This is a genomic window from Streptomyces cynarae (assembly GCF_025642135.1).
Classification (GTDB): domain Bacteria; phylum Actinomycetota; class Actinomycetes; order Streptomycetales; family Streptomycetaceae; genus Streptomyces; species Streptomyces cynarae.
Genome location: NZ_CP106793.1, coordinates 7,631,163 through 7,657,029, shown reverse-complemented (window position 1 = coordinate 7,657,029; position 25,867 = coordinate 7,631,163). Strand labels below are relative to the sequence as shown.

Here is a 25,867-nt window from a genome sequence, read left to right as displayed (position 1 = left end):
TCTTGCCGCCGTACCGGACACGGGGTGCCCCAACTGCGGGCTGAGATCACACCCGTCGAACCTGAACCAGTTCGTACTGGCGGAGGGATGTCTTTCATGCCATCGGCGCATGTCTCGGGCGGGCTGCCCACGGGCGGCCGGAGAACCGTCTTCGACGGGCGGATGCCCGCCGCTCCCGGCGACCTCAGGGTCGAGGGCCACGGCATCGAGCCGGTCCCCGAGACGAATCGTTACGGCGGGGCGGGCCGGCTGTTCACCGTGTGGTTCGCCCCCAATCTGACCATGACCGGCGTGTTCACCGGGACCATCGGCATCGCGCTCGGCCTGGACTTCACCACCGCGCTCGCCGCCGTCGTCCTCGGCACGGTGCTGGGCGCGGTGCCCACCGCCTATATGAGCACCTGGGGCAGCCGCACCGGAGCCGGCCAGCTGCCGCTGGCCCGGCTGGCGTTCGGGCGCGCGGTGGTGCTGCCCGGGGTGCTGCAGTGGCTGTCCTCGATCGCCTGGGACGCGCTGATCGGGCTGTTCGGCGGCGATGCGCTGGCCCGGCTCGCCGGCTGGCCGTTCTGGCTGGGCGTCCTGGTGGTGATGCTCGCCCAAGGAGCCCTCGGGGTCCTCGGCTACGAGGCGATCCACCGGTTGCAGCTCGTCATGACGTTCGTGCTGGCGGCCGCCTTCGCACTGATCGCCCTGCGCATGGCGGGCAGCGTGCACCCCGCCTGGACGGGCACCGCGCACGGCGCCGACCGCGTGGGCGCCTTCGTGCTGACCAGCACCATCGCGCTCAGCCTGTCGCTGTCCTGGGCGCCGTACGCCAGCGACTTCAGCCGCTATCTGCCGCGCGGCACCGCACGGTCCCGGATGTTCTGGTGCACGCTGCTCGGGCTCGTGGTGTCCTTCGTGGCCGTGCAGGTCCTCGGGCTGTGGGGCGCCTCGGTGCTGACCGACCAGACGGCCGCGGGCGTGGACCATGTGCTGGGCGGGGGTGCGGCCGGTGCCTTCGGGCTGCTGGCCGTGGCGCTGGCGGCGCTCGCCAGCAACGCGATGAACGACTACAGCGGCTCCTTGGCGTTGCAGACCGTCGGGGTGCGCCTGCCGCGTCCGCTGGCCGCCGCCCTCGCGGTGGTGCTGGGCTTCCCGCTGGTGCTGTGGATGCACGCGGCGAACACCACGGCCCGCTTCCAGAACGTGCTGCTGTTCGTGAGCTACTGGATCCCCGGGTTCGTGGCGATCGTGGTCGTCGACTGGCTCGCACGGCGCGGCACCGCTGTCGACCTCGCCGCCGGGACCGCCCTGCCGCGCTCCGTCCGGCCGCCGCTGCTGGCGTTCGTCGGCGCCTTCGCCGCGGCGGTGCCGTTCATGGACACCGGCCTGTACGTGGGCCCGGCCGCCCACGCGCTGCACGGCGCTGACGTCTCGTACTACGTGGCGTTCCTGGTCGCTCTCGCGCTCTACGCCCCGCTGCGCGTCCGCGAGGAGAGTCGCGTGCGCGTCCGAGAGGAGGGCCGCGCATGACCGCGCCGCCCCGTGTCCTGACCATCGCCGGCTCCGACTCCGGCGGCGGCGCCGGGATCCAGGCCGACCTGAAGACCATGCTGGCGCTCGGCGCCCACGGGATGAGCGTGATCACCGCGGTCACGGCGCAGAACTCCGTGGGAGTGCAGGGGGCGTGGGAGCTGCCCGTCGAGGCGGTGCGCGCCCAGTACCGCAGCGTCGTCGACGACATCGGCGTACAGGCGGTCAAGACGGGCATGCTCGCCTCCCCGGCGCTGGTCCAAGCGGTGGCCGACCTGCTCACGGACGTGCCGGCACCGGTCGTCGTGGACCCGGTGAGCGTCTCCAAGCACGGCGACCGGCTGCTCGCCGACGACGCCCTGGACGCCGTACGGACCAGGCTGCTGCCGCTCGCCACGGTGACCACGCCGAACCTGGACGAGGTCGCGGAGCTGACCGGCATCACGGTGACCGACGAGACGGGCATGCGCCGCGCGGCCGACCGCCTGCTGTCGTACGGGCCCCGGTGGGTGCTCGTGAAGGGCGGGCATCTTCCCGGGGAGGCCACCGACCTGCTCACCGACGGCCGGCAGGAGCACTGGCTGCGCGCTCCGCGCCACGACAACCGCCACACCCACGGCACGGGCTGCACCCTCGCCTCGGCCGTCGCGGTCGGTCTCGCACAGGGCCTCACGGTGCCGGATGCGGTGCGGCAGGCCAAGGAGTACGTCACGGAGGCGATCGCGGCGGGCTTCGCGCTCGGCGCCGGCATCGGACCGGTGGACCACGGCTGGAGGCTGCGTGCGCGCACGTGACGGTGGCCGGGGAGGAGCCCGCCTTCGTGGGGGTGCCTCGGGTCACGGCGTCACAGGCGGATCTGATGTGATGGACGGGCACCGCCGATCCTTGCGCGGAAGGACCGAACCCTGAACACCCCGCTCGCCGAGGCTCTCTCCGTCGTCCTCCTCGTCGCCGTCCTGGCCGGCGCGGTGGTGCGTCCCTTCAGACTGCCCGAGGCGGTCTGGGCGGTTCCGGCCGCCGGGATCGCCCTCCTGACCGGCGCCATCTCCCTGGACCACGCACGGGCCGAGGCCGAGCGCCTGGGCCCGGTGGTCGGCTTCCTGGCGGCCGTGCTGGTGCTGGCCCACTTCTGTGACGTCGAGGGGCTGTTCCAGGCCTGCGGCGCGTGGATGGCCAGCTGGGCGGCGGGCCGTCCCGGACGGCTGCTGACCGCCGTGTTCGCCCTCGCCTCGCTGATCACCGCGGTGCTCAGCCTGGACGCCACCGTCGTGCTGCTCACGCCCGTCGCGTTCGCCACCGCGGCCCGCATGGGCGCCCGCCCGAAGCCGCATCTGTACGCCTGCACCCATCTGTCGAACACGGCCTCGCTGCTGCTTCCGGTCTCCAATCTCACCAACCTGCTCGCGTTCGGTGCGGCCGGGCTGAGCTTCACCCGTTTCGCCGCGCTGATGGTTCTGCCGTGGCTGGTGGCGGTGGCCGCCGAGTACGCGGTCTTCCGGCGTTTCTTCCGCCACGACCTGGGGGCGGGAGCCACCGACGAGGACCACGGCGAGCCGCCGAGGCTGCCGCTGTTCGCTCTGGTGACGGTCGCGTGCACGCTGGCGGGGTTCGTGGTGGCCTCCGCGTTCGGCATCGACCCGGCGTGGTCGGCGGCGGCCGGGGCGCTGGTGCTGGCCGTGCGCGGACTCCTCCGGCGCCGGGCCACCCCGCTGACCGTGGTGCGCGCGGCGGCGCCGTCCTTCCTGGCGTTCGTCCTGGCGCTGGGCGTCGTGGTGCGCGCGGTCGTCGACAACGGCCTCGCGAGCGCTCTCGGCCAGGTGATCCCCGGTGGCACCGGCCTGCCCGCGCTGCTCGGGGTCGCGGCCCTGGCGGCCGTGCTGGCCAACCTGATCAACAATCTGCCTGCGGTGCTGGTGCTGCTGCCGCTGGCCGCCCCGTCCGGTCCCGGAGCGGTGCTGGCCGTCCTGCTCGGCGTGAACATCGGCCCCAACCTCACCTACGCCGGTTCGCTGGCCACGCTGCTGTGGCGCCGGATCGTCCACCAGCACGACCACGGCGTCGACCTCAAGGAGTTCACGCGCCTCGGCGCGATCGCCGTGCCGACCGCGCTGGCGGGCGCGGTGGTGGCGCTGTGGGCGTCCCTCCACGTCGTCGGGACCTGACCCCGCACCGGGTCCCGCACGCTTCGCCTCCCCGGCGGTGAGCAACTCCCGCCCCGCCGTCCGTAACTGATCGGTACAGCGGTACGAGCCGCACCGAGCGACATCCGTCGCGCCCGCCCGACAGGCGTGCGCGACGGATCCGGACCCAAGGAGCACAGCATGCAGGCGACCGCGCAGATCGGCGTCACCGGGCTCGCGGTGATGGGCCGCAACCTGGCCCGGAACTTCGCGCGCAACGGGTACACCGTCGCCGTGCACAACCGCACCCCGGCCAGAACGAAGGCCCTGATCGAGGACTTCGGGCACGAGGGCACGTTCGTGGCCGCCGAGACGGCCGAGGAGTTCGTGGCGGCGCTGGAGCGCCCCCGCCTTCTGATGATCATGGTGCAGGCGGGGGCGGCGACCGATGCCGTGATCGAGGAGTTCGCCCCGCTCCTGGAGCCCGGCGACATGATCATCGACGGTGGCAACGCGCACTTCGCCGACACCCGGCGGCGTGAGCGGGCGCTGCGCGAGCGCGGCATCCACTTCGTCGGCGTGGGTGTCTCCGGCGGCGAGGAGGGTGCGCTCAACGGGCCGAGCATCATGCCCGGCGGCTCACCGGAGTCGTACGCCGCGCTCGGCCCGATGCTCGAGAAGATCAGCGCCAAGGTGGACGGCGAACCGTGCGCGACCCATGTCGGCACCGACGGCGCCGGGCACTTCGTGAAGATGGTCCACAACGGCATCGAGTACGCCGACATGCAGCTGATCGGCGAGGCTTACGACCTGCTGCGCCAGGTGGCCGGCTTCTCTCCCGCCACGATCGCGGAGATCTTCCGTCAGTGGAACAAGGGGCGCCTGGACTCGTATCTGATCGAGATCACGGCGGAGGTGCTGTCCCATGTGGACGCGGCGACCGGCAGACCGTTCGTGGACGTCGTCGCCGATGCGGCCGGGCAGAAGGGCACCGGGCGCTGGACCGTGCAGACCGCGCTGGAGCTGGGCTCCCCGGTGACCGCGATCGCCCAGGCCACCTTCGCCCGCGCCGCCTCCGGCCAGTCCGCGCTGCGCGCGGCGTACCGGGGACTGCCCGGCGGCACGAACTGGGACCTGACCCCGTACGAGGCCGAGCGGTTCACCGCGCAGGTGGAGCAGGCCCTGTACGCCTCCAAGCTGATCGCCTACGACCAGGGCTGGAAGATGATCCTGGACGCGGCCAAGGAGTTCGGCTGGAAGATCGACCTGGGAGCCGTCGCCAAGATCTGGCGCGGCGGCTGCATCGTCCGCGCCGCCTTCCTGGACCGCATACGTGCCGCCTACGCGGCCGATCCGCGCCTGGTCAGCCTGCTGTCGGACGCGGGTTTCGCCTCGGAGATCGCCGAGGCGCAGGTGCCGTGGCGCGAGGTGATCGCCACCGCGGCCCGTCGGGGGGTGCCGGTGCCCGCGTTCTCCGCCGCGCTGTCGTACTACGACTCCCTGCGCGCCGACCGTCTGCCGGCCGCGCTCACCCAGGGGCAGCGCGACTACTTCGGCGCCCACACCTACCGTCGCGTCGACCGCGAGGGCAGTTACCACACCCTCTGGGGCACGCCGGGCCGCACGGAGACGGAGGTCATCTGAGACCGGCGCACCACCGGGCTCCCCCAGCGGGAGCCCGCCCCGGACACCGACATGCCGAACCGGCGGGCCCGGCCCGGGCCGGGCGAGGCTGTTGCGATCAAGCGGGCGAAAACATGTCGACGGTAAGGTCGATTCATGAACGCAGAGTTCGATGTCGTGGTCCTGGGGGCGGGTCCCGGCGGTTATGTGGCAGCCGTTCGCGCCGCCCAACTCGGTCTGAGGACCGCCGTCGTCGAAGGCCGGTTCTGGGGCGGCATCTGCCTGAACATCGGGTGCATCCCTGCGAAGGCGCTGTTGAGGAACGCGGAACTGGCGCACCTCGTCGTCCACGAAGCGGACACCTACGGCCTGAAGTTCGACGGGCAGGTCGGCCTCGACTACCGGGCGGCGTACCTCAGGAGCCGCAAGGTGGCCGACGGGCGGGCCAAAGGCGTCGGCTACCTCATGCGCAAGAACGGCATCGCGCAGTTCGAGGGCCAGGGGTCGTTCATCGACCCGCACACGATGAACGTCCGGATGTCCGGTGAAGAGGCCACCCTCACCTTCGCCCACTGCATCATCGCCACCGGCTCGACCGTGAAGCTGCTGCCGGGCACCCGTCTCGGCAAACGCATCGTGACCTACGAGGAGCAGATCCTCTCCGACAGCCTCCCGGCCAGCATCGTCATCGCGGGCGCCGGTGCCATCGGGGTGGAGTTCGCCTACCTGCTGCGGGCCTACGGCGTCCAGGTCACGCTGGTCGAGTTCCTCGACCGGGTCGCTCCCCTGGAGGACGAGGAGGTCTCGGCGGAGCTCGCCCGGCAGTTCCGCCGGCAGGGAATCACGGTCATGACCTCCACCCGCGTGGAGTCCATGGAGGAGACCGCGGACGGCGTCCGCGTCGTCGTCTCGCAGGCCGGGCAGGAAAAGACACTGGAAGCGGAGAAGGTGCTCCAGGCCACGGGCTTTCAGCCCCGTACGGCCGGATACGGGCTGGCGAACGCGGGCGTCCGGCTCACGGATCGCGGCGCGATCGACGTCGACGGCCGGTGCCGCACCAGCCAGTCGCACATCTTCGCCATCGGGGACGTGACGGCGAAACTGATGCTCGCGCACACGGCGGAGGCCATGGGCGTCATCGCCGCGGAGACCATCGCGGGCGCCGAGACGATGGAACTCGACTACCGCATGATTCCCCGCGCCACCTTCTGCCGGCCCCAGATCGCGAGCTTCGGCTGGACCGAGGCGGAGGCCAGGAAGGAGGGGTTCGACGTCCGCGTCGCGAAGTTCCCCTTCACCGCGAACGCCAAGGCGCACGGATTCGGCGAAACGGCCGGCTTCGTGAAACTCATCAGCGATGCCCGCCACGGCGAACTCCTCGGGGGCCACCTGATCGGGCCGGACGTCACGGAACTGCTCCCGGAACTGACGCTCGCGCAGAAGTGGGACCTGACTGTGACCGAGCTCGTGCGGAACGTGCATGCGCATCCCACGCTGAGCGAGGCCGTCCAGGACGCGTTGCACGGTCTGGCCGGGCACATGATCAACCTGTGAGGGCGCAGCCCGCGACCGACTCCAGGCGTCTGGCATGGTCTTTCTCGTCCAGGCCGGCTAGTAGGCGGGTGGTCGTATACTTCGTGGTATGGGACGCACCAGTGACGCCAAGGAGAAGATCCTCACAGCTGCGCAGTCGCTCCTCGAACTGCGGGGGTATTCGGCATTGGGCGTGGCCGAGATCTGCAAGACGGCCGGGGTGCCCAAGGGCAGCTTCTACTACTTCTTCGAGTCCAAAGAGGCTCTGGCACTGGCCGTCCTCGATGAACATTGGGCCGTCCAGCAGCGTGACTGGGTCCGCGTCCTGCGCAGTGAGGCGGAGCCCCTGGAGCGGCTCCGGCAGCTGTTCGAGGAGACCGAAGCCGCTCAGCGTGCCGGTCAGGCCAGTTGCGGTTCCGTCTCGGGGTGCATGTTCGGCAACCTCACCCTGGAGCTGAGCAACCAGACCGAGGCGATACGGGAGCGTCTGCAGCAGATCTTCGAGGCACAGGTCGCCCTGGTGGAGGACGTCATCTCCGAGGCTCTCGCCCGCGGAGAGGTCACCGTCGCCGACACCCACGAAGCCGCCCGCTCGGTTGTCGCGCAACTCGAGGGCCAGGTGCTGTTCGCCAAGCTCTACAACAACACGTCCCAGCTCAGCGCCCTGTGGCTGAACTGCCTGGCCCTGCTGGGTGCTCGGGCATCCGAGGAGCCGCGGGTCGCTGTGTGACGCGCGTCCCGGGCCGGGGACCGAGCCTGGCCCAACCGGGGGAGCGAGCCCGGGCGCCTGGTGAGGCGGAACACGGCTCCGACTTTGACTTATAGCCGACCGGTCGCCTAGTTTAGACGACCGGTCGGCTATTTTCTTGCCGCACGCTCCCCTTACGAACGGAATCCGCTGTTATGGCCACCCCCGTCAAGCTCGCGATCGTCTACTACTCGTGCACCGGCACGATCGCCGAGATCGCGAAGGAACTCCACGACGCCGCCATCAAGGCCGGCGCCGAAGTCCGCCTGCTGAAGGCCGCGGAACTGGCTCCCCGAAGCGCCATCGACTCCAACCCCGCCTGGGCCGCCAACCACACCGCCACCGCGGACATCCCCGAGGCCACCCCCGACGACATCGATTGGGCCGACGCCGTCGTCTTCGGCACCCCCACCCGCTTCGGCAACGTCTCCTCACAGCTCAAGCAGTTCATCGACACCCTCGGGGGCCTCTGGGCGCAGGGCAGGCTCGCCGACAAGGTCTACAGCGGCTTCGTCTCCACCGCGACCGCCCACGCCGGCCACGAGTCGACGCTCCTCGCCCTGTACAACTCCGTCCACCACTTCGGCGGCATCATCGTCACCCCCGGCTTCACCGATCCGGCCAAGTTCATCGACGGCAACCCCTACGGCACCTCCCACGCGGACGGCCAGGGCAGCAACCCCGTCGACGACACCACCCGCACCGCCGCCCGCATACAGGCCGAACGCGTCGTACAGATCGCCGCACAGGTCAAGGCCGCCTGACGAGCCAACGGCGCGAGACGAAACCGTACAGAAGGGAAACGCCATGAAGGAGTTCCTTGTGGAGCTCACCACCACTGTCCCCGAGGGCACCGAACCCGCCGAGGTCGACCGGCGTCGCGCCGCCGAAGCCGTCCGGGCCAAGGAGCTCGCCACCGCCGGCCACCTGGTCCGGCTGTGGCGCCCGGTGGGCGAACTGCGCAGCATCGGACTGTGGCGCGCCGCCGACGAGGACGAGCTCCGTGAGAAGGTCATCGGCACACTGCCCCTGTGGCCCTGGATGACCGCGCAGGTCACCGCCGTACAGCCACACCCCAACGACCCCGGCAGGCCGGGCGCCGCCTGAACCAGCTCTGCCCCCCACCCACGAAAGAGCGCGAGAGGACAATCCTGATGAGCAGCACGGCAGAGCATGAAGAGATCCTGCGTGGCGTCATGGACCGATGGAAGTCGGGCGTCGATGCTCACGAACCGCAGCGGATCGCCTCGTACTTCACCGAAGACGCCATCTTCCAGGGACTTCACCCTTACGGTGTCGGCCGTCGAGCGGTGGCCGAGTACTACGACTCCCAGCCGATCGGACTGACGGCGGAGTACAGCGTTCTGGAAACAAGGCAGGTCGCCGAGGATGTCGTGCTCGGATACCTGGGCGTCGACTTCTCCTTCACCGACCGCCCGACGATCAAGGTCACTCTCAGCGTGCTGATCAGGCGAACCGCCGACGGCTGGTCCATCAGCCACTATCAGGTGACCAAGCTCGACTGAGGGGACGGCGAAGCAGCCGACCGCCGCCTTCCCCGGAAATGAGCCGGAGGCCGTATCGGTATCCTCCGATACGGCCTCCGACCCGCTGTTTCGCAAGTCGGGACGACAGGATTTGAACCTGCGACCCCTTGACCCCCAGTCAAGTGCGCTACCAAGCTGCGCCACGTCCCGTTGCCCGTCTGACCTGGGGTTTCCCCTGGCCCAACGTGCACAGAAACAATACCGCACTCGGGGCCGTGGTCGCGCATCCCTTTATCCGGCGTTCACTCGCGGCGCCTCTCCCCTGCCGGGAGACCCAGGTCAGGATGGAGGTCGAGGAGGCGGGGCGGTGCCGCCTGGCGCCAGGAGTCGGCGAGGATGTCATGCAGCTCGCTCTCGTCCTCCAGGACGGCGAGGCGCACCCGGATCCAGGCGAACTGTGCCTCGTGGTCGGCGACCCAGAACTTCCCGGGCTCCGCCAGGACCAGTTCGTCCCGCTCCTCCTTCGGGCACCGCACCGCCATGGACGACTCGTCCTCGGGCAGGGTGGCGAACATCTTCCCCGCGACCCGGAACGTGGGCATGCTCCAGGCGATCTTCTCCGTGCTGTCCGGCAGGGAGAGGGCGATACGGCGTACGTCTTCGGCGTCCGGCATGTCTCGCACCGTAGCCAACTCCACTGACAATGGGGCGGCCGGTCAACGAGAGAGCGGCGCCACCCGCTTGTAGAAGATCGTCGTGGGGTGCAGGACGCCCGCCGGGGTCGCCGCGAAGTCCGGTATCGAGCCGACCCTGGTCCAGCCCGCGGAGCGGTACAGCGACTCGGCGGGGCTGCCGGTCTCCGTGTCCAGGTGGAGCAGGGTGATCCCGGCCTCCGCGGCGGCCCGCTCCGCGGTGGCCAGGAGCCTGCGCGCGAGGCCCTTGCCGCGGGCCTCGGGGTGCACCATGAGTTTGACCAGCTCGGCCCGGTGGCGGCCGTTCGCCTTGTCCGCGAAGGCGAGGCTCACCGTGCCCGTCACCCGGTCCCCCGCCCACGCCGCCCACACCGCGAGGCCGCCCGCGTGGACGGCGTCGGCCCGCGCCTTCCACCAGGCAACAGCCGCTGCCCGGTCCAGCGGCGCGAGGAAGCCGATGGACGCCCCGTTGTGCACGGTGTCGGTCAGCAGATCGGCCAGTTCCTCGCAGCGTGCCAGCACCTCGTCCCCGCCGAGTCTGTCGATCACGGTCACGGGAGCACCACCACCAGCGTGTATCGCACATCGTCCGGTCCCGGACAGCGGAACCGCGTCGGCCCCCAGACCCGCATCCGCAGGCAGTCGCCGGCGCCGAGGCGGTGTTCGACGTCCTGTGCGGTCACCTGCAGCGTTCCGTCAAGGACCCAGATGTGCTGCTCGAGCCCTGGCACGGGCGGCCGGTCGTAGGCGATGTCGGCTCCCGCCGTGAGCCGTCCCTCGACGAGTTCGCCGCGCAGTCCGGGGTGCGGAGGGGAGACGGACCGTCGCACGAAGCCGGACGCCGCGTCCTGCCACACCAACTGGTCGGCGGCGCGGACGACCTGCGCGGGCTCCGCCTCCACCTCACTGAGCAGCCGGGACATCGTGTGGCCGTAGACGGCGCACAGCCGGTTCAGCAGCGCGGCGGTGGGGCTGGTCTCGGCGCGTTCGGCACGGGACAGGGTCGAGCGGCTGATGCCGCTGCGCTCGGACAGCTCGTCCAGCGACCAGCCGCGTTCGGCCCGTAGCGCGGCGAGACGGGCCGCCAGCCTCGCGTCGACGGAGTCGATGAGATCGTTTCCCATTCCCATAAACGGGATGTTATCCCAAATTTGAGAGACAGGAGAGTGCTGTGAGCGCCTGGGTTTTTCCGGATTCCCCGGAGACGGGGGGCGCCCGTCAGTCCGCCGTCGCCGCCTCCGTCAGCGCGTCCAGCACCGGTCGGATCAGGGGGTGCTCCTCCGCGCCCCGGCGCACGGCCGCGAAGACCCGGCGTGTGGGCGCGACACCGTCGACCGGACGGACCACCACGCCGGTGAGATCCATGCCGCGCAGGGCCGAGCGGGGCACCAGCGCCACCCCCGCGTCCGCCGAGGCGAGGGCGACGACCGCCCGGAAGTCGTCCGAGGAGTGCTCGAGGCGGGGCTGGAACCCGGCGTGCTCGCAGGCAAGGACCACCACGTCATGGCAGGGGTTGCCGGGATAGGGGCCGATCCACGGGTCCTTGGCCAGTTCGGCGAGCGGGACTTCCGGGGTGTCGGCCAGGCGGTGGGTGACCGGTACGACGGCGTCGAAGGGCTCGGCGTAGAGCGGGATGTGCGTCAGCCGGGGATCGTCGGCGTCCGGCGCGCCCCGGTACTCCACGGCGACCGCCACGTCGACCTGCCGGTCGAGGACCATCGGCAGACTCTCGTCGCCCTCCGCGTCCTGCACGCGGATGCGGATGCCGGGCGCGCTGCGGGCGAGCCTGGCCAGCGCGGGGGCGACGACCAGACCGATGCCGGTGGCGAAGGAAGCCAGCGTCACCGTGCCCGCCGAGCCCGCGCCGTAGGCCGCCAGCTCGGCCTCGGCGCGCTCCAGCTGCGCCAGGACGGCATGGGTGTGGCTGAGCAGGATCTCGCCGGCGGGAGTGAGCCGTACGCCCTTGGCGCCACGCTCGACGAGCCGGTGGCCGGTCTCCTGTTCCAGCGCGGTGAGCTGCTGGGACACCGCGGAGGGGGTGAGGTAGAGCGCGGCGGCAGCGGCCGTCACCGTGCGGTGGTCGGCCACCGCACGGAGGATGTGCAGCCGCCGCGCTTCGATCATGCGAACGATTATCGCAAGAGGTCCGGGTCGCCTCAGACGTCGAGTTCCGCCCGGGCCGCCACGAAGGCGTCGACGGCGCGGTGGACGTCGTCCGTGGAGTGCGCCGCGGACAGCTGCACCCGGATCCGGGCCTGGCCCTGCGGGACCACCGGGTAGGAGAAGCCGATGACGTACACGCCCCGCTCCAGGAGCAGCTCGGCCAAGCGTCCGGCCTTCGCGGCGTCGCCGATCATGACCGGGGCGATCGGGTGGTCGCCCGGCAGGATGTCGAAGCCCTCCTCGGTCATCCGGCGGCGGAAGAGAGCGGTGTTCTCGTTCAGCTTCTCGCGCAGGTCGCCCGCGGACTCCAGCAGGTCGAGCACCTTGAGGGAGGCCGCGGCGATCACCGGGGCGAGGGTGTTGGAGAAGAGGTACGGCCTGGAGCGCTGGCGCAGCAGGGCGACGATCTCGGCACGGGCGGCGACGTAACCACCGGAGGCGCCGCCCAGCGCCTTGCCGAGGGTGCCCGTGACGATGTCGACGCGGTCCATGACGCCGTGAAGCTCGGGGGTGCCCCGGCCGCCGGGGCCGACGAAGCCGACGGCGTGCGAGTCGTCCACCATCACCATGGCGTCGTAGCGGTCCGCGAGGTCGCAGATCTCGCGCAGCGGGGCCACGTAGCCGTCCATGGAGAACACGCCGTCGGTAACGATCAGCTTGCGGCGGGCACCACCCTCGGTGGCCTCCTTCAACTGCCTTTCCAGATCGGCGAGATCGCGGTTGGCGTAGCGGAAGCGGCGGGCCTTGGACAGGCGGATGCCGTCGATGATCGAGGCGTGGTTGAGGGCGTCGGAGATGACCGCGTCCTGCTCGCCGAGAAGGGTCTCGAACACACCGCCGTTGGCGTCGAAGCAGGAGGAGTACAGGATGGTGTCCTCCTGGCCGAGGAAGGCCGAAAGGCGCGCCTCCAGCTCCTTGTGGACCTCCTGGGTACCGCAGATGAAGCGCACCGACGCCATCCCGTAGCCCCAGCGGTCCAGCGCCGCGTGGGCGGCGGTGATCACCTCGGGGTGGTCGGCGAGCCCGAGGTAGTTGTTGGCGCAGAAGTTGAGCACCTCGCCGGGGCGGCCGCCCGCGGTGACGCCGACGGTCGCGGACTGCGGGGTGCCGATCACGCGCTCGGGCTTGTGCAGCCCGGCGGCGCGGATCTCGTCGAGGGTGGCGCGCAGGTCGTCGCGCACGGAGTCGAACATGGAGAGGCTCCTAAAAGTGCTTACGCCGGGAGGGAGTTACGCGGTCCAGTCGAGGATGATCTTGCCGCCGCGGCCGCTCGCCGCGTCGGCGAACGCGGCCTCGTGGTCGCGGTAGTCGTACCGGCCGGTGATCACGGGTGACAGGTCGAGGCCGCCCTCCAGCAGGACGGACATCGCGTACCACGTCTCGAACATCTCGCGGCCGTAGATGCCCTTGATGGTGATCATCGAGGTGACGATGCGCGCCCAGTCGACGGGGAACTCCTGGGACGGCAGGCCGAGCATCGCGATGCGGCCGCCGTGCGTCATGTTGGCGATCATGTCGCGCATCGCCTCGGGGCGACCGGACATCTCCAGGCCGATGTCGAAGCCCTCGCGCAGGCCGAGTTCGCGCTGGCCGTCGGCGATGGTCACCTCGGAGACGTTCAGGGCGAGGCTGACGCCGATCTTGCGGGCGAGGTCCAGGCGCTCCTCGCTGACGTCGGTGATGACGACGTTGCGGGCGCCCGCATGCCGGGCCACGGCGGCGGCCATCAGGCCGATCGGACCGGCACCGGTGATCAGGACGTCCTCGCCGACCAGTGGGAAGGACAGGGCCGTGTGCACGGCGTTGCCGAACGGGTCGAAGATCGCGGCGACATCGAGGTCGACGGGGACGCGGTGCACCCACACGTTCGTGGCGGGCAGCACCACGAACTCGGCGAACGCGCCGTCCCGCCCGACACCGAGCCCGACGGTCGCCCGGCACAGATGGCGGCGCCCGGCGAGGCAGTTGCGGCACTTACCGCACACCAGGTGGCCCTCGCCGCTGACCCGGTCACCGACGCCCACATCGGTGACGTCCCGTCCGGTGGCGACGACCTCGCCCACGAACTCGTGCCCGACGACCAGGGGCGTGCGGATCGCCTGCCGGGCCCAGCCGTCCCACGCGCGGATGTGCAGGTCGGTTCCGCAGATCCCGGTCCGCAGCACCTTGATCAGTACCTCGCCCGGGCCGACGGCGGGCTCCGGAACGTCCATGAGCCGGAGCCCTGGTTCCGCCTTGTCCTTGACCAGCGCCTTCAACGCTACGGCTCCTGGGAGTGGGGCCCGGCGCCGGGCATGCCGAAGGCGCCCGCGCCGGGGGAAGGATGTGAAGTCGCTCAGAAATCTGCCGCATCGGGGATCGGCGGTCCATCGAGGATTTCTTAAGCGCGACCGCAGCTTTCCTTCACGCCCCGCGCTTCCGCACCGCCGGGGTCCTGCCCTCAGGCGCGCTCGGCATCACCCCTCTCCCTGACGGTGATCCGCTCGGCGAGCTCCGCCGCCAGCGACTTGATGGTGTCCAGGCCCGCGCGACCCCAGGGGCGCGGTCGCACATCGAGGGCGCAGACCGTGCCGAGAGCGATGCCCGTGCCGTCCATGAGCGGGGCGCCCAGGTAGGAGCGGACGCCGGCTTCGTCGACGAGCGGATTGCCGGCGAAGCGGGAGTAGTCACGGACGTCCTCCAGCACCAGGGCCTTGCGCCGGACGACCACATGCGGGCAGAAGCCGTACTCGCGGCCCAGGTGGCGGGCCGGTTCGCCGGACTCGCCGTCCGGGTCCGCGGGCGCGGTGAGGGGGCGGTCGTCGGGCTGGTGGAGTCCCGCGAAGTACTGACGGTGTTCCTGCACGAAGGTGACCATGGCGTACGGCACCTCGGCGAGCCCCGCGAGCCGGTCCGCGAAGGCGTCGAACTCCGGTTCCGCGCGCTCCCCGAGGCCGAGTCGGCGCAGCCTGCGAACGCGCTCGGGGGCGTCCACGTCCTGAGGGGTCAGGAGCAGTCGGCTCAGTCTCATGCGCGGGCTCCGCGGCTCGTGGCGGGTGCCGGCGTCTGGGCGAGCAGGTGGCGGACGAGCGTGAGCAGGGTCTGAATCCCGGAGCTGGAGATCCGGGCGTCGCAGCGCGCCACGGGGACCCCGGGATCCAGGTCGAGGGCGGCGCGCACCTCCTGCGGGTCGTAGCGGTGGGCGCCGTCGAACTCGTTGACGGCGACGATGAATCCGAGGCCGCGGCGCTCGAAGAAGTCGACGGCGGCGAAACAGTCCTCCAGGCGCCGGGTGTCGGCGATGATCACCGCGCCGAGCGCGCCCTCCGACAGCTCGTCCCACATGAACCAGAAGCGTTCCTGCCCGGGCGTCCCGAACAGGTACAGCACATGCTTCGGGTCCAGGGTGATCCTGCCGAAGTCCATCGCCACCGTCGTCTCGACCTTGCCCTCGATGCCGTCGAGGCGGTCGGTGGCGGCGCCGGCCGTGGTGAGCAGTTCCTCCGTGCTCAGCGGCGCGATCTCGCTCACCGCTCCCACGAAGGTCGTCTTGCCGACGCCGAACCCTCCCGCCACCAGGATCTTCAGCGCGGTGGGGAAGGGATCAGAGCTGTCGTCGTAGTCCATCGAGCACTGCCTCCAGAAGGGACCGGTCGGTGGGGTTGTGGTGGTGTGCGGGGGGCTTGGTGGTGAGCGCCCCGCAGTCGACGAGGTCGGACAGCAGCACCTTCGTGACCGCCGCCGGCAGCCTCAGGTGGGCGGCGACCTCGGCGACCGGGACGGCCGAACGGCACAGTCCGAGCGCTTGGGCGTGCTCCGGGCCGAGTGGGCCGAGGGGGGTTGATCCGGTGGCCCTCACCTGTGACAGGAGGTCGAGCGCGGCGGTCGGGCGGGTGCGGCCGTTGCTGATCGTGTAAGGACGCACCAGCCGCCCGGCCGCGTCGTCGAGCCAGGGGCCGTCACCGGCCGTGGTGATGCTCAAGGCCGCGTCGCCGTGGACTGTTCGACGCTTCGGCGGGGCGCGGTCGTCAGGTACGGTCGCACACTCTTGACGAGCATCGCCATCTCGTAGCCGAGGACCGCCGCGTCGGCCTCGCGGTCGGCCAGGACGGCGAGACAGGTGCCGGAGCCGGCGGTGGTGACGAACAGCAGGGTCGCGTCGAGTTCGACGACGACCTGCCGTACGTCACCGCCGTCCCCGAAGCGGACGCCGGCGCTGCGGCCGAGGGCGTAGAGGCCGGAGGCGAGGGCGGCCATGTGGTCGGCGCCGTCCGGGTCGAGGCCGTGTCCGGCCTTCACCAGCCCGTCGCAGGAGAGGAGGACCGCGCTCGTGGTGTGCGGTACGCGCTGGACGAGGCCGCTCATCAGCCAGTCGAGGTCATGAGCCTGGGCGGTAGGCGCTTCGCTCGCCATGGTGGATCGACTCCTTGGGGTACGTGGGTCTGCGGAAGCGGGAGGGGTCGGGGCGGTCATCCGGCCGGAGCGCTCCCGTCGTGACGGTCTGTCAGGTCATGTTCGGGCGGGGTCGACTCACGCAGGGCTTCCGCGAGGCCGATGCCCCGTCGGAACGCGGCCATCAGGCCGGGGTCGTGGCCGGTGTACCGGTCGGCGTCCTGGTGGACGGGCGGGGTGGGGCCGCCGCGGAGCTGAGGCGCGAGGTGTTCCTGGGCGCGGCGGCGCGGCAGCGAGGGTCTGCCCAGGGCCGCGCTCGCCGCGTCGGGGCGCGGCACCGTCGGTCTGGTCGCCTCCTCGGCGAGGGTCGCGCGGTCGGCGGGGCTGATGCCGGGCCGGGCCTCGGCGGGGGTGGACCGTGGTGCGTCGGTGTCGCGGACGGGCAACGGGGTCCTGACGGGGTCGGCCGGGATGCCCGCGGGTGCCGTGCGGCGCGGTTCGTGGGGTGCGGGGTGTTCGGACGCCGGGGCGTAGGGATGGCGGATGGGACGGGTGTGCGGCGGGGCGGCGACGGCCGTGGTGTGCGGGTAGGCCGCGGTGACCGTGGGCCACGGGTTCGCGGCATTGGCCGTGTCCCGGGGGCTGGTCGGGGTCGCCGCACTCCGGGAGTCGGATGCGCCTCCGGTGCTCCGGGCGCCCGTAGCGACCGCGGTGCCCTGCGGTGCCACCGGTGTCATCGTCGCGGCCGCGCCCGGTGCCGGGCCGAGCAGCCCTTGCGGCAGGACGAGCACGGCCTGCACACCGCCGTAGATGTTGGTCTGCAACCGGACGTGGATGCCGTGCCGGCGGGCGAGTTGGGAGACCACGAACAGGCCGATGCGGCCGTCCGTCAGCAGACCGGCGACGCTGAACTGGTCCGGGTCGGCGAGCAGGGCGTTCATCTTGTTCTGCTCGGCCTGGGGCATGCCGAGCCCTCGGTCCTCGACCTCCACGGCGAGTCCCGAGGTGACGAGACTGGCACGCAGCACCACCTGGGTGTGCGGCGGCGAGAACACCGTGGCGTTCTCGACGAGTTCGGCCAGCAGGTGGATCACGTCGGCCACGGCGTGTCCGCGCAGGCTGCCGTCGACCGGCGGCACGAGCCGGACCCGCGTGTACTGCTCGACCTCGGCGGTCGCGGAGCGCAGCACCTCGGTCATGGGGACCGGGTTGCTCCACTGCCGGCGGGAGACGGCGCCGCCGAGCACGGCGAGGTTCTCGGCGTGGCGCCGGATGCGGGTGGCGAGGTGGTCGATGTGGAAGAGGCCCTTGAGCAGATCGGGGTCCTCGATGTCGTTCTCCAGCTCGTCCAGGATGGAGATCTCCCGGTGGACGAGCGACTGCAACCGCCGTGCGAGGTTCAGGAACACCTCGAGCTTCTGTTCGCTGTCCGCCCGGCTGGAGAGCTGTGCCGCCTGGACGACCGCGGCGACGGCGCCGTCGTGGGCGCGTGCCAGCTCCGCGGCGAGCTGTTCGAACTCGTCGGCGTCGGCGGCGGGTGTGCCGCGCGGCGCACGCACGGGCGGCGCCTCGCCGTGGCGCAGCGCTTCCACGAGGGCGCGCAGGTCGGCCTCGTCGCGGGCGCTCTCGCGGCGCAACGCGTCGAGCCGGCCGGTCACGGACCGGGCGGCGCGCTCGGCGGCCACGGCGGCGATCACGATGCCCACCACGGTGACTCCGAGGAGCCCGCGAGCACGGCCCAGAGCGCGAGGGTGGGGCGTGCGCCGGTGGTACGGACCGCGAAGAGCACGGCGGCGCAGGCGGCGAGGGCCACCGCGAGCGGCGGCAGGACGGCCAGCCGCCACAGCTGGGGCCGTATCCGGATCTCGGGGTGCGGGAGGACCGCGTGGGCGGCCGGCCGCCCGTGCCGCCCGCCCTGGCGGCGGTCTTCGCGTGCGGCGGGTGCGCGAAGGTGAGACATCGGCGTCCTCGTCCTGGGTGCGTCGGGGGCGTGGGGGCTCCCGCGGGTCTGCGCGACTCGCGCACGCGCCATCGCGGCGCCGGTCGAGAGAGCCGACGTTCCGGCCCTGCGTCGCCCGACGGACACTCAGAGTAGTCGCCCTGGAGGCAGGTGGGGTGGGCTGTTGACAAAGTCCTCCGGAGAGCTTCCCGCTCTGGTATGACCTGTCGTACGACAGACCGATAACCGTGTCGGTCACGCGTTCCCGCTTGTTATTGAAGCGATCAGGGCTGGTCAGAAGTGGTCACAAGCAAAAGGTGAGTCGCTGAGGAATTTCCCGTTCCACGGTCCTCGCCCCGCTCGAACGCCGATCGAATAGTCAGCCGGCCCGGGGTCTTCCGCTCCCCGGAACCCCGGACGGCGCCCCTCGGGATCGTCACCCGGAGTGTCGGCGGCCGTCTGCCGATCGGCGGCCGCCGGGCGGAGCTGATCGAGCGGGGCGACCGGTCGGCGGCCGCCGACACCGAGCGTCTGCTGAGCCTTGCGGACCCGCCGACGACGCTGTTCGCGGCGAACAACTTCGCGTCCATGGGAGCCGTGCCGGGCCTCGCCCGGGCAGGCCGCAGGGATGTCGCGCTGGTCGGCTTCGACGACATACCGGTCGCCGAGGTCCTCGAGCCCGCCCTCACCGTCGTCGCCCAGGACCCGGCGGCCATGGGCGCCGCGGCCGCGACGATCGCCGACCCGCCTGGACGGTGACGGCTCCCGAGCACGCACCACGGAGACACCCACCCGGCTCATCCCCCGCGGCTCGGGAGAACTGCGCCCTCGCTGAACCTGCCGGCGCGCACAACGGGCGCGGCACGGGCGAGGCGCGGCCGCGATCGGCGTTCGCCTGCGACACCCGCCGTGCGTGGCCCGTCGATGAATGGCCGGGGATCGACCTGTCCCCCCGATGGGCGGCTGCGTACGATGCGAGCGCTCCCGGCCTTCACAACTCGCTCATGGTTTCTCCACAGGCCGGGAGTCTGCGCGGGCAAGTTTGACGTGCTCATGACTAGCTCGCGCGTGTCCACCCCCCACCGAACGAGGGAGAACCATGGCCGGCGGACTTCTTCTGAGCGGCGCGATCGCCGCTCTTCTCACCACCACGATTCCGGCGCAGCACAGCTCACCCGTCTTCACCGACCCGCCCCCGGACAAGATCGTCATCGATGTCGCCACGGTCAACGGCTCCGGCTGTCCGCAGGGCACCACCGCCGTCGCCGTCTCGGAGGACAACACCGCCTTCACGGTGACCTACAGCGACTACCTCGCTCAGGCCGGCGGGACCTCCGACCCCACCGCCTTCCGCAAGAACTGCCAGCTCAACCTGGTCGTGCACGTCCCGCAGGGCTTCACCTACGCCATCGCCAGCGCCGACTACCGCGGCTTCGCCTCACTCCAGCAGGGCGCGAGCGGCACCCAGCGGGCCTCGTACTACTTCCAGGGCTCCTCGAACACGGCCTTCCGCAGCCACCCGTTCAACGGCCCCTACAACGACAACTGGCAGGCCACCGACAGCACGGACTGGGCGCAGCTCGTCTGGGCGCCGTGCGGAGTGCAGCGCAACTTCAACATCAACACCGAACTTCGGGTCACCGCGGGCACGTCCGCGCCCGGCAAGGTCAGCTTCATGACCATGGACTCGACGGACGGGGACATCAGCACCGTGTACCACATGGCCTGGAAGGAGTGTCCGCGCTCCTGAACAGGAGCCGGCGGGCGGGTGAGCGCGACGCTGCCCGCCCGTCGGCGGCGTGGCGGGTCATGGCTCATTGGTGCAGATGAGCCAAGGTCCCGTCGTTCACGGGATATGGGCGTTCACGGGGCAGGAGTTGCCGGGCCATTTCCAGGTCTCCATCCCGTACATGGGCATGGATCGTGTGGGCGAGCGGTGTGATGTCGGTGATGGAGACGATCCATTCATCGGCGTAGAGACGAGCGGCTTCGCCGGCGAGGCCGAGCTGCAGCGACCGGTGGGGAAGCGGCTGAAGACGCAGGTCGCGCTCTGGGTCCCATTGCACTCGGGCCGGGGCCCGCTTCAATTGGCGCTTCCACGTGGAGCGGTCTGCGTGGAGCCCGTGTTCGAAGTGGGACAGACAGGCGTGTTCCAGTGCCCACTCGAAGCCTTCGCGGGCGATCTCGACGGCGAGGACGGTTTCCTGGCCTTCCTTGGTGCCCCACCCGCAGCGGTACATCATCCACAGGAACGACGGCTTGATCCATGTCATCCGGTCCCGCTGCCACACCGCCGGGAAACAGCCCTCCCGGGCGGCCGGCAGACCGATCTCCGGTGCGTACGCCTGGTAGACGGTGACCGTGGAGTCCGTGTGCAGGGCTCGTATCTGGTGCTTTGGTGCTGCCACGTGGACCAGGGTGGACACACGGCTACGGATGCGCCATCGAATTACCGCGGCGAGAGGCCGCCCAGCCTGCGGTGGCACATGAGGGTGGCGGCGATGCCGGCTGAGGCGGCCGACCTCATGCCGATCTTGCGCAGACGGAGGGCGGCGGCCCGAGGCGGTGGCCGGTCGGGCTGCGGAACACGCGCACGGTCACGGTGACGGGCGGTTCGGTTTGTCGGCGTCCTCGCCTCGCTGGTGACCGCGGCGGGCATCGCGGTCGAAGATGCCCAAAGTCTCGCACGGTCCGCCCTCGGCGCCGATGGCGTGCGGGAGCATCGTGGGGAACTCCGCCGCCTGGTTGGTCTCGATCCGGAAGTGCCGGTTGCCCAGCAGCAGGATCGCGGTGCCGGACAGGACGACGAGCCATTCGCGGCCCGGATGGGCACGCATGCGCGAGGGATTGTCGGGCGGCGGGTTGGTGATGCGCTGACGTACGACGGTCATGCCGGGGTCCGCCTTGATCGGCCAGCGCATCAGCCCGTGGGCTGCGTCGACCACCGGGTTGGAGACGACGTCGTCGGTGGCGGTCTCGACCAGTTGATCGAGGGAGGTGTCCAGGGCGCGGGCGAGGGTGACGAGCTGGTCCAGGGCCAGGCGGCGTCGGCCGTTCTCGATGCGGCTGAGCGTGGACTGGCTGACCTTGGCGCGGGCGGCCAACTCCTCCAAGGACAAGCCCTGGGCCACACGCAGTGCGCGGATGCGTTTGCGCACCAGGCTGTCCAGCTCACCATTGTCTTGCGTCATAGGCAACATTGTATGCCATTGCGGCAAAGCACGGTTAGCGTCGTTCGTGCTCGGCCCCCCGACGACTGGTGGGGCAGCGACGGAAAGGGGACGACGACATGCCTGCGACGACCACCGCACGCGCGGCCGAAGAGTTGCCGGGCGGGACCGTTGACGCCGTAGTGATCGGTGGTGGCGCCGCCGGTCTGAGTGGAGCACTGATGCTGGCCCGTTGCCGCCGGTCGGTCGTCGTGATCGACAGCGGCACTCCGCGCAACGCGCCCGCCCAGGGCGTGCACGGGCTGCTCGGCCTGGACGGCACTCCTCCGGCCGAACTGCTCGAACGGGGCCGTGAAGAAGTCCGCCGCTACGGCGGCACGGTGAGAACCGGCGAGGTGATCGGGGCCGCTGCGGCTGATCCGTCCGCCGACGGGGATCCACGCTTCACTGTCACCCTGTCCGACGGCACCGCCCTGCACGCGCGCCGCCTCCTGGTCGCCACCGGTCTTCGGGACGTTCTGCCCGACGTTCCCGGGCTGGCCGAACACTGGGGACACAGCGTGGTGCACTGCCCCTACTGCCACGGCTGGGAGGTACGCGACGAGCCCATCGGTGTCCTGGCGGTGGGCCCGGCTTCCCTCCACCAGACACTGCTGTTCCGCCAGTTGACCGACGACCTCATCTACTTCACCGGCGGCACCCGACTCGACGAGGACACCCGGGCGCGCTTCGCCGCCCGCAGCATCCGTATCGTCGACACCCCCGTCGACCAGGTCGTGGCGGCCGAGGGCGGAGGTATCGCGGGCGTGCGCCTGGCGGACGGTCGGTTCATCCCTCGCCGCGTCCTCGCCGTCGCGACCACCATGCGGGCGCGCTCCGCGGGCCTGGAGGATCTGGGGCTGCCGATGCAGGACCTGCCCGGCGGGATGGGACGCCACTTCGCCACCGGCATGGCCGGCACCACCGAGGTGCCGGGCGTGTGGGTGGCAGGCAACGCCACTGATCCGACCGCCCAGGTCGGCGCCTCGGCAGCAGCAGGCGCCCTGGCCGGGGCCCACATGAATGCCGACCTGGCCACCGCCGACACCGAGGCGGCCCTCGCCGCCGCGCAGCGCGACATCACTCACGCCTGACCGCCCGCCCGTCACCGGCCCCGCAGCCGCTGCGCTCCAACCGCGTAAGAGACGGGCGGAACCCACCCCTACGCCCCCTGGTGCTTCAGCTTTGCTCCAGCGCCGAGATCGGCATGTCCGTTGAGAGGAATTGATGAGTACGAACCAGCCTGGCAAGGTGAGCGCTGAGCCGAGGGGCGTCGCCGGCGAGGGGGTGCCCGACGCGCGTCAGCGTCGCACGATCCTGATCGCCGTCTGTGTCGCGCTGATGGCCGTCATCGCCTCGGTGTCCGGGCTCAACGTCGCCCAGCCCGACCTCGCCGTCACCTTCGGCGCCTCGCAGAGCACGATTCTGTGGATCATCAACATCTACACCCTCAGCCTGGCCGCGCTCCTGTTGCCCCTCGGCGCGATCGGCGATCGCGTCGGCCGCAAGCCCATGCTGCTGTCCGGCCTGACCGTCTTCGGTATCGCCAGTGCAGCGGCAGGCTTCGCCCCGTCAGCAGCGGTCATGCTTGCCGCACGCCTGCTCGGCGGCGTCGGCGCGGCGATCATCATGCCCATCACGCTCGCCGTCATCACCTCCACCTTTCCCGAAGGCGAACGGGGGCGGGCGATCGGCGTGTGGACCGGCGTCGCCGGAGGCGGCGGCATCCTGGGCATGTTCCTCTCCGCCGCCCTGGTCGACGTGGCCGGCTGGCGGTGGCTGTTCGTCCTCCCCGTCGCACTCGTCGTCGTCGCGCTTACCATGACGCTGCGATCCGTACCCGACTCCCGCGAGACGTCCGGGCGCACTTTCGACACCGTCGGCGCGCTCACCTCCATCGTCGCCGTGGTCGGGCTCATCTTCGTCCTTCAGGAAGGCCCTGAGCGCGGCTGGACCGCGCCCGCGACTCTGCTCAGCCTCGCCGTCGGCATCACCGCCGCCGGTGCCTTCGTGGCCTGGGAACTGCGCCGCCGCGATGCCGCGCTCCTGGACGTGCGCCTGTTCGGCGAACGCTCTCTGGCCGGCGGCTCGATCACGCTGTTGGTGGTCTTCGGGGTCCAAGCGGGCATCTTCGTGGTCCTCTTCCCCTTCTTCCAGGCCGTCCTCGGCTGGTCGGGGCTGCTGTCCACCCTGGCGCTGATGCCCATGGCCGTGCTGATGATGACGGTCTCCGGCCTCGCACCCAAGCTGGCCGCGCGTATCGGCCCCCGAGCGACCACGGCCACTGGAATCCTCCTGGCCTGTGCCGGTCTGGCGCTCATGGCCGCCATCGTCTCCGTCGACGGCGGCTATCTGTCCGTCCTGCCCGGCATGCTCGCCATGGGCATCGGCATGGGGTTGTCGATGACACCCTCCACCGAGGCCATCACCAGTGCCCTCCCCCGCGAGCGTCAGGGCGTCGCGTCCGCACTCAACGACGTCACCCGCGAATTCGGCACCGCGCTCGGCGTCGCCCTGCTCGGAGCACTCCTGTCCGCCGGCTACCGCAACGCCATCGACTCCCGACTCGCCGGCGTTCCCTCGGGCCCGGCCGATGCCGCGCGTGAAGGCGTCGCCAACGCCGTCGACGCCGCGGACCAGGCCGGCCCTCATGCGCGAGTTCTGATCCGTGCCGCCCAGGAGTCGTTCGTCGACGGCTGGCAGCACGCCATGTGGGCAGGGGTCGCCGTCATGGCCGCCCTCATCGTCTACGTGCTCGCCCGAGGCCCCCAGCACCCCATCCGCACACCGGCGAACGAACCGGAACCAGCCGACGCGACCGCTGGATAACACGGACCACCGCCTGCCGCTGCGACGAAAGTCCACAAACGAGAGGAACCCCGGCCGGCACAGGGCCGGGGTTCCTCGAGGTGGTGCATATCGGTCAGCAGGTGGCGTCGCCCACGCAGTGAACCGCTCGTCCACGCACCGGCAGACCGCACCACATCGCGATCACCGTGGATCGGGCAGGTCAGTGCTGCAGGGTGAGGAGGCCCGGTCGCCACGGCAGTTGGTCGTAGGGGCCGCCCGCGTTGGGGGACTTGCCCTGGTAGAGGAACTGCAGGTTGCAGGGGTCGATGGTCATGGTCTGGTCGGGGTTGTTGCGGACCAGGTCACCGTGGCTGATGTCGTTGGTCCAGGTGGCACCGCTGTTGGCCTTGCCCGCGAAGGGGTTGCTCTCGCTGGCGGCCTGCGGGGTCCAGGAACCGCTCAGGCTGGTGGCGGTGAACGAGCGGAAGTAGCGCTGCTCATTCGCACCCCGAGCCTCGACGATCATGAGGTACTGGTTCTGGCCCTGGACCTTGTAGACCTGCACCGCCTCGAACAGGTTGGCCGTCGTGTCGCTCATGACCGTCGTGTACGACGAGCCGAAGTTGCCCGGGAAGTTCCCGATCGGCATGCTCGCCCGGTAGATCTTGCCGTTGTCACCGGCGAAGAACAGGTACATGTTCTGGCCGTCACCGATCAGGGTCTGGTCGATCGGGCCGGAGTTGGGGATGCTGCCGGTGAACAGCGGCTGCGGCGCGGACCAGCCGTTGGGGTTGGTGGGGTCGCTCGACGTCCGGTAGACGAAGGGCGACGCACCCCACTGGGACGCCAGCACCCAGATGTTCTTGGGTGCGAAGTAGAACAGCGTGGGCGCCACCGCGGACTGGCTCATCCCGGTCTGGCCGGCCGACGCCATGTCCGACCAGTTCGTGAACGGACTGAACATCATCGAGCCGTACGACGATCCCGACACGTTCGACGCGTAGACCAGGTGCTTGCCGTTGTACACCACGTTGGTGAAGTCCTTGAGCGAGACCCACCCGTTCGCCGGCTGCGCCAACGGACCGGTCGACGTCCACCGGTACGTCGACGGAAGAGAACACGTGCCGCCCCCCGGCGGGGTCGACGTCCCGGACAGGCCGGTCCACTTCTGGTTGCTGCCGCCGTTGCACGTCCAGATCTCCACCGCCGTGCCGTTGGCCGTACCGGCACCCGTGACGTCCAGGCACAGGCCGGACTCCACGCCGACGACCGTGCCGTCGGAGTTCACCCGCCACTGCTGGTTCGCACCGCCGGTACAGGTCCAGATCTGCACCCGGGTACCGGCCGCGGTGGCGTGGCCCGGAACATCCAGGCACTTGTTGCCGTACACGGTCAGCTGGTTGCTGTCCGTCAACGTCCACTGTTGGTTGGTCCCGCCCGAGCAGTCCCAGATCTGCAGGTAAGTGCCGTCGGTCTGACTGGCGCCCGGCACATCGAGACACCGGCCGGAACCAACACCGCGCAAGGCGCCGCTGGTGGCCGCCTGAGCCGGGTTGGCGACGAGCAGCGCCGCCAACGCGACCAGGGCCGCAACCGCAGCGGCGAGCACCACAGACAGATGCCTGCGGCTGAAACTTCGTCCGCGCATGGGGACCTCGTATTCCTTGAGTAAGCGGT

At 70.7% G+C, this 25,867-nt stretch carries 26 protein-coding genes, 1 tRNA gene, 1 pseudogene and 1 riboswitch; of the genes and pseudogenes, 13 read left to right on the top strand and 15 right to left on the bottom strand.

Translation table 11 applies throughout. The features are described 5' to 3' along the window. The first annotated feature begins 10 nt into the window (after positions 1-10). A riboswitch (TPP riboswitch) is annotated at positions 11-105 on the top strand. The 9 genes from N8I84_RS34515 to N8I84_RS34475 all read left to right on the top strand — a co-directional run bounded on the left by N8I84_RS34515 (position 97) and on the right by N8I84_RS34475 (position 9,065). Next, positions 97-1,515: a purine-cytosine permease family protein gene (locus N8I84_RS34515; RefSeq protein ID WP_263233400.1), complete on the top strand. Its 1,419-nt coding sequence runs from the start codon at positions 97-99 to the stop codon at positions 1,513-1,515. Its footprint overlaps the riboswitch before it by 9 nt. Then, positions 1,512-2,309, top strand: coding sequence for a bifunctional hydroxymethylpyrimidine kinase/phosphomethylpyrimidine kinase (thiD, locus tag N8I84_RS34510; protein WP_263233399.1), 798 nt, complete (start codon positions 1,512-1,514; stop codon positions 2,307-2,309). The genes N8I84_RS34515 and thiD overlap by 4 nt, the downstream gene beginning before the upstream one ends. Positions 2,310-2,420: 111 nt before the next feature. Then, entirely contained in the window at positions 2,421-3,677 is a 1,257-nt protein-coding gene (locus N8I84_RS34505) for an arsenic transporter (RefSeq protein ID WP_263234978.1), read from the top strand. Between the two features lie 159 nt (positions 3,678-3,836). Beyond that, positions 3,837-5,279 (top strand): NADP-dependent phosphogluconate dehydrogenase, encoded by a 1,443-nt coding sequence (gene gndA, locus N8I84_RS34500; RefSeq protein ID WP_263233398.1) that lies wholly within the window; start codon positions 3,837-3,839, stop codon positions 5,277-5,279. Between the two features lie 135 nt (positions 5,280-5,414). Further along, the gene (gene lpdA, locus N8I84_RS34495; RefSeq protein WP_263233397.1) at positions 5,415-6,812 is read left to right on the top strand and encodes a dihydrolipoyl dehydrogenase; all 1,398 of its coding nucleotides are present in this window, start codon (positions 5,415-5,417) and stop codon (positions 6,810-6,812) included. A gap of 88 nt (positions 6,813-6,900) precedes the next feature. Then, the gene (locus N8I84_RS34490) at positions 6,901-7,521 is read left to right on the top strand and encodes a TetR/AcrR family transcriptional regulator (RefSeq protein WP_263233396.1); all 621 of its coding nucleotides are present in this window, start codon (positions 6,901-6,903) and stop codon (positions 7,519-7,521) included. 173 nt (positions 7,522-7,694) lie between these two features. After that, positions 7,695-8,303 (top strand): NAD(P)H:quinone oxidoreductase, encoded by a 609-nt coding sequence (gene wrbA, locus N8I84_RS34485; RefSeq protein WP_263233395.1) that lies wholly within the window; start codon positions 7,695-7,697, stop codon positions 8,301-8,303. Between the two features lie 43 nt (positions 8,304-8,346). After that, a complete protein-coding gene (locus tag N8I84_RS34480) occupies positions 8,347-8,646 on the top strand; it encodes a muconolactone Delta-isomerase family protein (RefSeq protein ID WP_263233394.1) in 300 nt (99 codons plus the stop codon). Positions 8,647-8,693: 47 nt separating this feature from the next. Then, complete coding sequence (locus N8I84_RS34475; RefSeq protein WP_263233393.1) at positions 8,694-9,065, top strand: YybH family protein; 372 nt, start codon at positions 8,694-8,696, stop codon at positions 9,063-9,065. Positions 9,066-9,162: 97 nt separating this feature from the next. Here the strand turns inward: N8I84_RS34475 and N8I84_RS34470 are convergent. The 12 genes and pseudogenes from N8I84_RS34470 to N8I84_RS34415 all read right to left on the bottom strand — a co-directional run bounded on the left by N8I84_RS34470 (position 9,163) and on the right by N8I84_RS34415 (position 18,212). Next, positions 9,163-9,236, bottom strand: a tRNA-Pro gene (locus tag N8I84_RS34470). Between the two features lie 92 nt (positions 9,237-9,328). Then, positions 9,329-9,700 (bottom strand): MmcQ/YjbR family DNA-binding protein, encoded by a 372-nt coding sequence (locus N8I84_RS34465; RefSeq protein ID WP_263233392.1) that lies wholly within the window; start codon positions 9,698-9,700, stop codon positions 9,329-9,331. 42 nt (positions 9,701-9,742) lie between these two features. Further along, positions 9,743-10,273: a GNAT family N-acetyltransferase gene (locus N8I84_RS34460; RefSeq protein WP_263233391.1), complete on the bottom strand. Its 531-nt coding sequence runs from the start codon at positions 10,271-10,273 to the stop codon at positions 9,743-9,745. Further along, positions 10,270-10,848, bottom strand: coding sequence for a helix-turn-helix domain-containing protein (locus N8I84_RS34455; RefSeq protein WP_263233390.1), 579 nt, complete (start codon positions 10,846-10,848; stop codon positions 10,270-10,272). The genes N8I84_RS34460 and N8I84_RS34455 overlap by 4 nt, the downstream gene beginning before the upstream one ends. An 88-nt stretch (positions 10,849-10,936) precedes the next feature. After that, positions 10,937-11,842 carry a LysR family transcriptional regulator gene (locus N8I84_RS34450; protein ID WP_263233389.1) on the bottom strand — a complete coding sequence of 302 codons (906 nt, stop codon included), beginning with the start codon at positions 11,840-11,842 and terminating at the stop codon, positions 10,937-10,939. Positions 11,843-11,874: 32 nt separating this feature from the next. After that, complete coding sequence (locus N8I84_RS34445; RefSeq protein WP_263233388.1) at positions 11,875-13,074, bottom strand: glycine C-acetyltransferase; 1,200 nt, start codon at positions 13,072-13,074, stop codon at positions 11,875-11,877. A gap of 36 nt (positions 13,075-13,110) precedes the next feature. Continuing rightward, on the bottom strand, positions 13,111-14,139 hold the full coding sequence (tdh, locus tag N8I84_RS34440) for an L-threonine 3-dehydrogenase (protein ID WP_263233387.1): 1,029 nt from the start codon (positions 14,137-14,139) through the stop codon (positions 13,111-13,113). Positions 14,140-14,321: 182 nt separating this feature from the next. After that, on the bottom strand, positions 14,322-14,891 hold the full coding sequence (locus N8I84_RS34435; RefSeq protein ID WP_263233386.1) for a GAF domain-containing protein: 570 nt from the start codon (positions 14,889-14,891) through the stop codon (positions 14,322-14,324). After that, positions 14,888-15,487 (bottom strand): GTP-binding protein, encoded by a 600-nt coding sequence (locus tag N8I84_RS34430; RefSeq protein WP_263233385.1) that lies wholly within the window; start codon positions 15,485-15,487, stop codon positions 14,888-14,890. The genes N8I84_RS34435 and N8I84_RS34430 overlap by 4 nt, the downstream gene beginning before the upstream one ends. Next, complete coding sequence (locus N8I84_RS34425) at positions 15,465-15,836, bottom strand: DUF742 domain-containing protein (protein WP_263234977.1); 372 nt, start codon at positions 15,834-15,836, stop codon at positions 15,465-15,467. Before N8I84_RS34425 ends, N8I84_RS34430 begins: the two co-directional genes overlap by 23 nt. A 2-nt stretch (positions 15,837-15,838) precedes the next feature. Next, on the bottom strand, positions 15,839-16,273 hold the full coding sequence (locus N8I84_RS34420) for a roadblock/LC7 domain-containing protein (RefSeq protein WP_263233384.1): 435 nt from the start codon (positions 16,271-16,273) through the stop codon (positions 15,839-15,841). A gap of 56 nt (positions 16,274-16,329) precedes the next feature. Continuing rightward, a pseudogene (locus N8I84_RS34415) lies at positions 16,330-18,212 on the bottom strand (ATP-binding protein). A gap of 354 nt (positions 18,213-18,566) precedes the next feature. On the opposite strand from N8I84_RS34415, the gene N8I84_RS43235 reads away from it, so the two are divergent. Both N8I84_RS43235 and N8I84_RS34405 read left to right on the top strand, forming a co-directional pair. Beyond that, entirely contained in the window at positions 18,567-18,950 is a 384-nt protein-coding gene (locus tag N8I84_RS43235) for a substrate-binding domain-containing protein (protein ID WP_390899071.1), read from the top strand. A 340-nt stretch (positions 18,951-19,290) separates the two neighbouring features. Continuing rightward, positions 19,291-19,941 (top strand): DUF4360 domain-containing protein, encoded by a 651-nt coding sequence (locus N8I84_RS34405; RefSeq protein ID WP_263233383.1) that lies wholly within the window; start codon positions 19,291-19,293, stop codon positions 19,939-19,941. A gap of 64 nt (positions 19,942-20,005) precedes the next feature. On the opposite strand, the gene N8I84_RS34400 is transcribed toward N8I84_RS34405, so the two are convergent. Then, positions 20,006-20,599 carry a DUF4291 domain-containing protein gene (locus N8I84_RS34400; RefSeq protein WP_263233382.1) on the bottom strand — a complete coding sequence of 198 codons (594 nt, stop codon included), beginning with the start codon at positions 20,597-20,599 and terminating at the stop codon, positions 20,006-20,008. 189 nt (positions 20,600-20,788) lie between these two features. Continuing rightward, positions 20,789-21,382, bottom strand: a complete 594-nt coding sequence (locus N8I84_RS34395; protein WP_263233381.1) for a helix-turn-helix domain-containing protein — start codon at positions 21,380-21,382, stop codon at positions 20,789-20,791. A gap of 98 nt (positions 21,383-21,480) precedes the next feature. Between N8I84_RS34395 and N8I84_RS34390 the strand changes: the two genes are divergently transcribed. Together N8I84_RS34390 and N8I84_RS34385 are read left to right on the top strand one after the other, a co-directional pair. Then, complete coding sequence (locus N8I84_RS34390; protein WP_263233380.1) at positions 21,481-22,494, top strand: NAD(P)/FAD-dependent oxidoreductase; 1,014 nt, start codon at positions 21,481-21,483, stop codon at positions 22,492-22,494. A 133-nt stretch (positions 22,495-22,627) separates the two neighbouring features. After that, positions 22,628-24,229, top strand: coding sequence for an MFS transporter (locus tag N8I84_RS34385; RefSeq protein WP_263233379.1), 1,602 nt, complete (start codon positions 22,628-22,630; stop codon positions 24,227-24,229). Positions 24,230-24,410: 181 nt separating this feature from the next. Here N8I84_RS34385 and N8I84_RS34380 read toward each other — a convergent pair whose 3' ends face one another. After that, complete coding sequence (locus tag N8I84_RS34380) at positions 24,411-25,838, bottom strand: non-reducing end alpha-L-arabinofuranosidase family hydrolase (RefSeq protein WP_263233378.1); 1,428 nt, start codon at positions 25,836-25,838, stop codon at positions 24,411-24,413. Positions 25,839-25,867 lie beyond the last annotated feature (29 nt).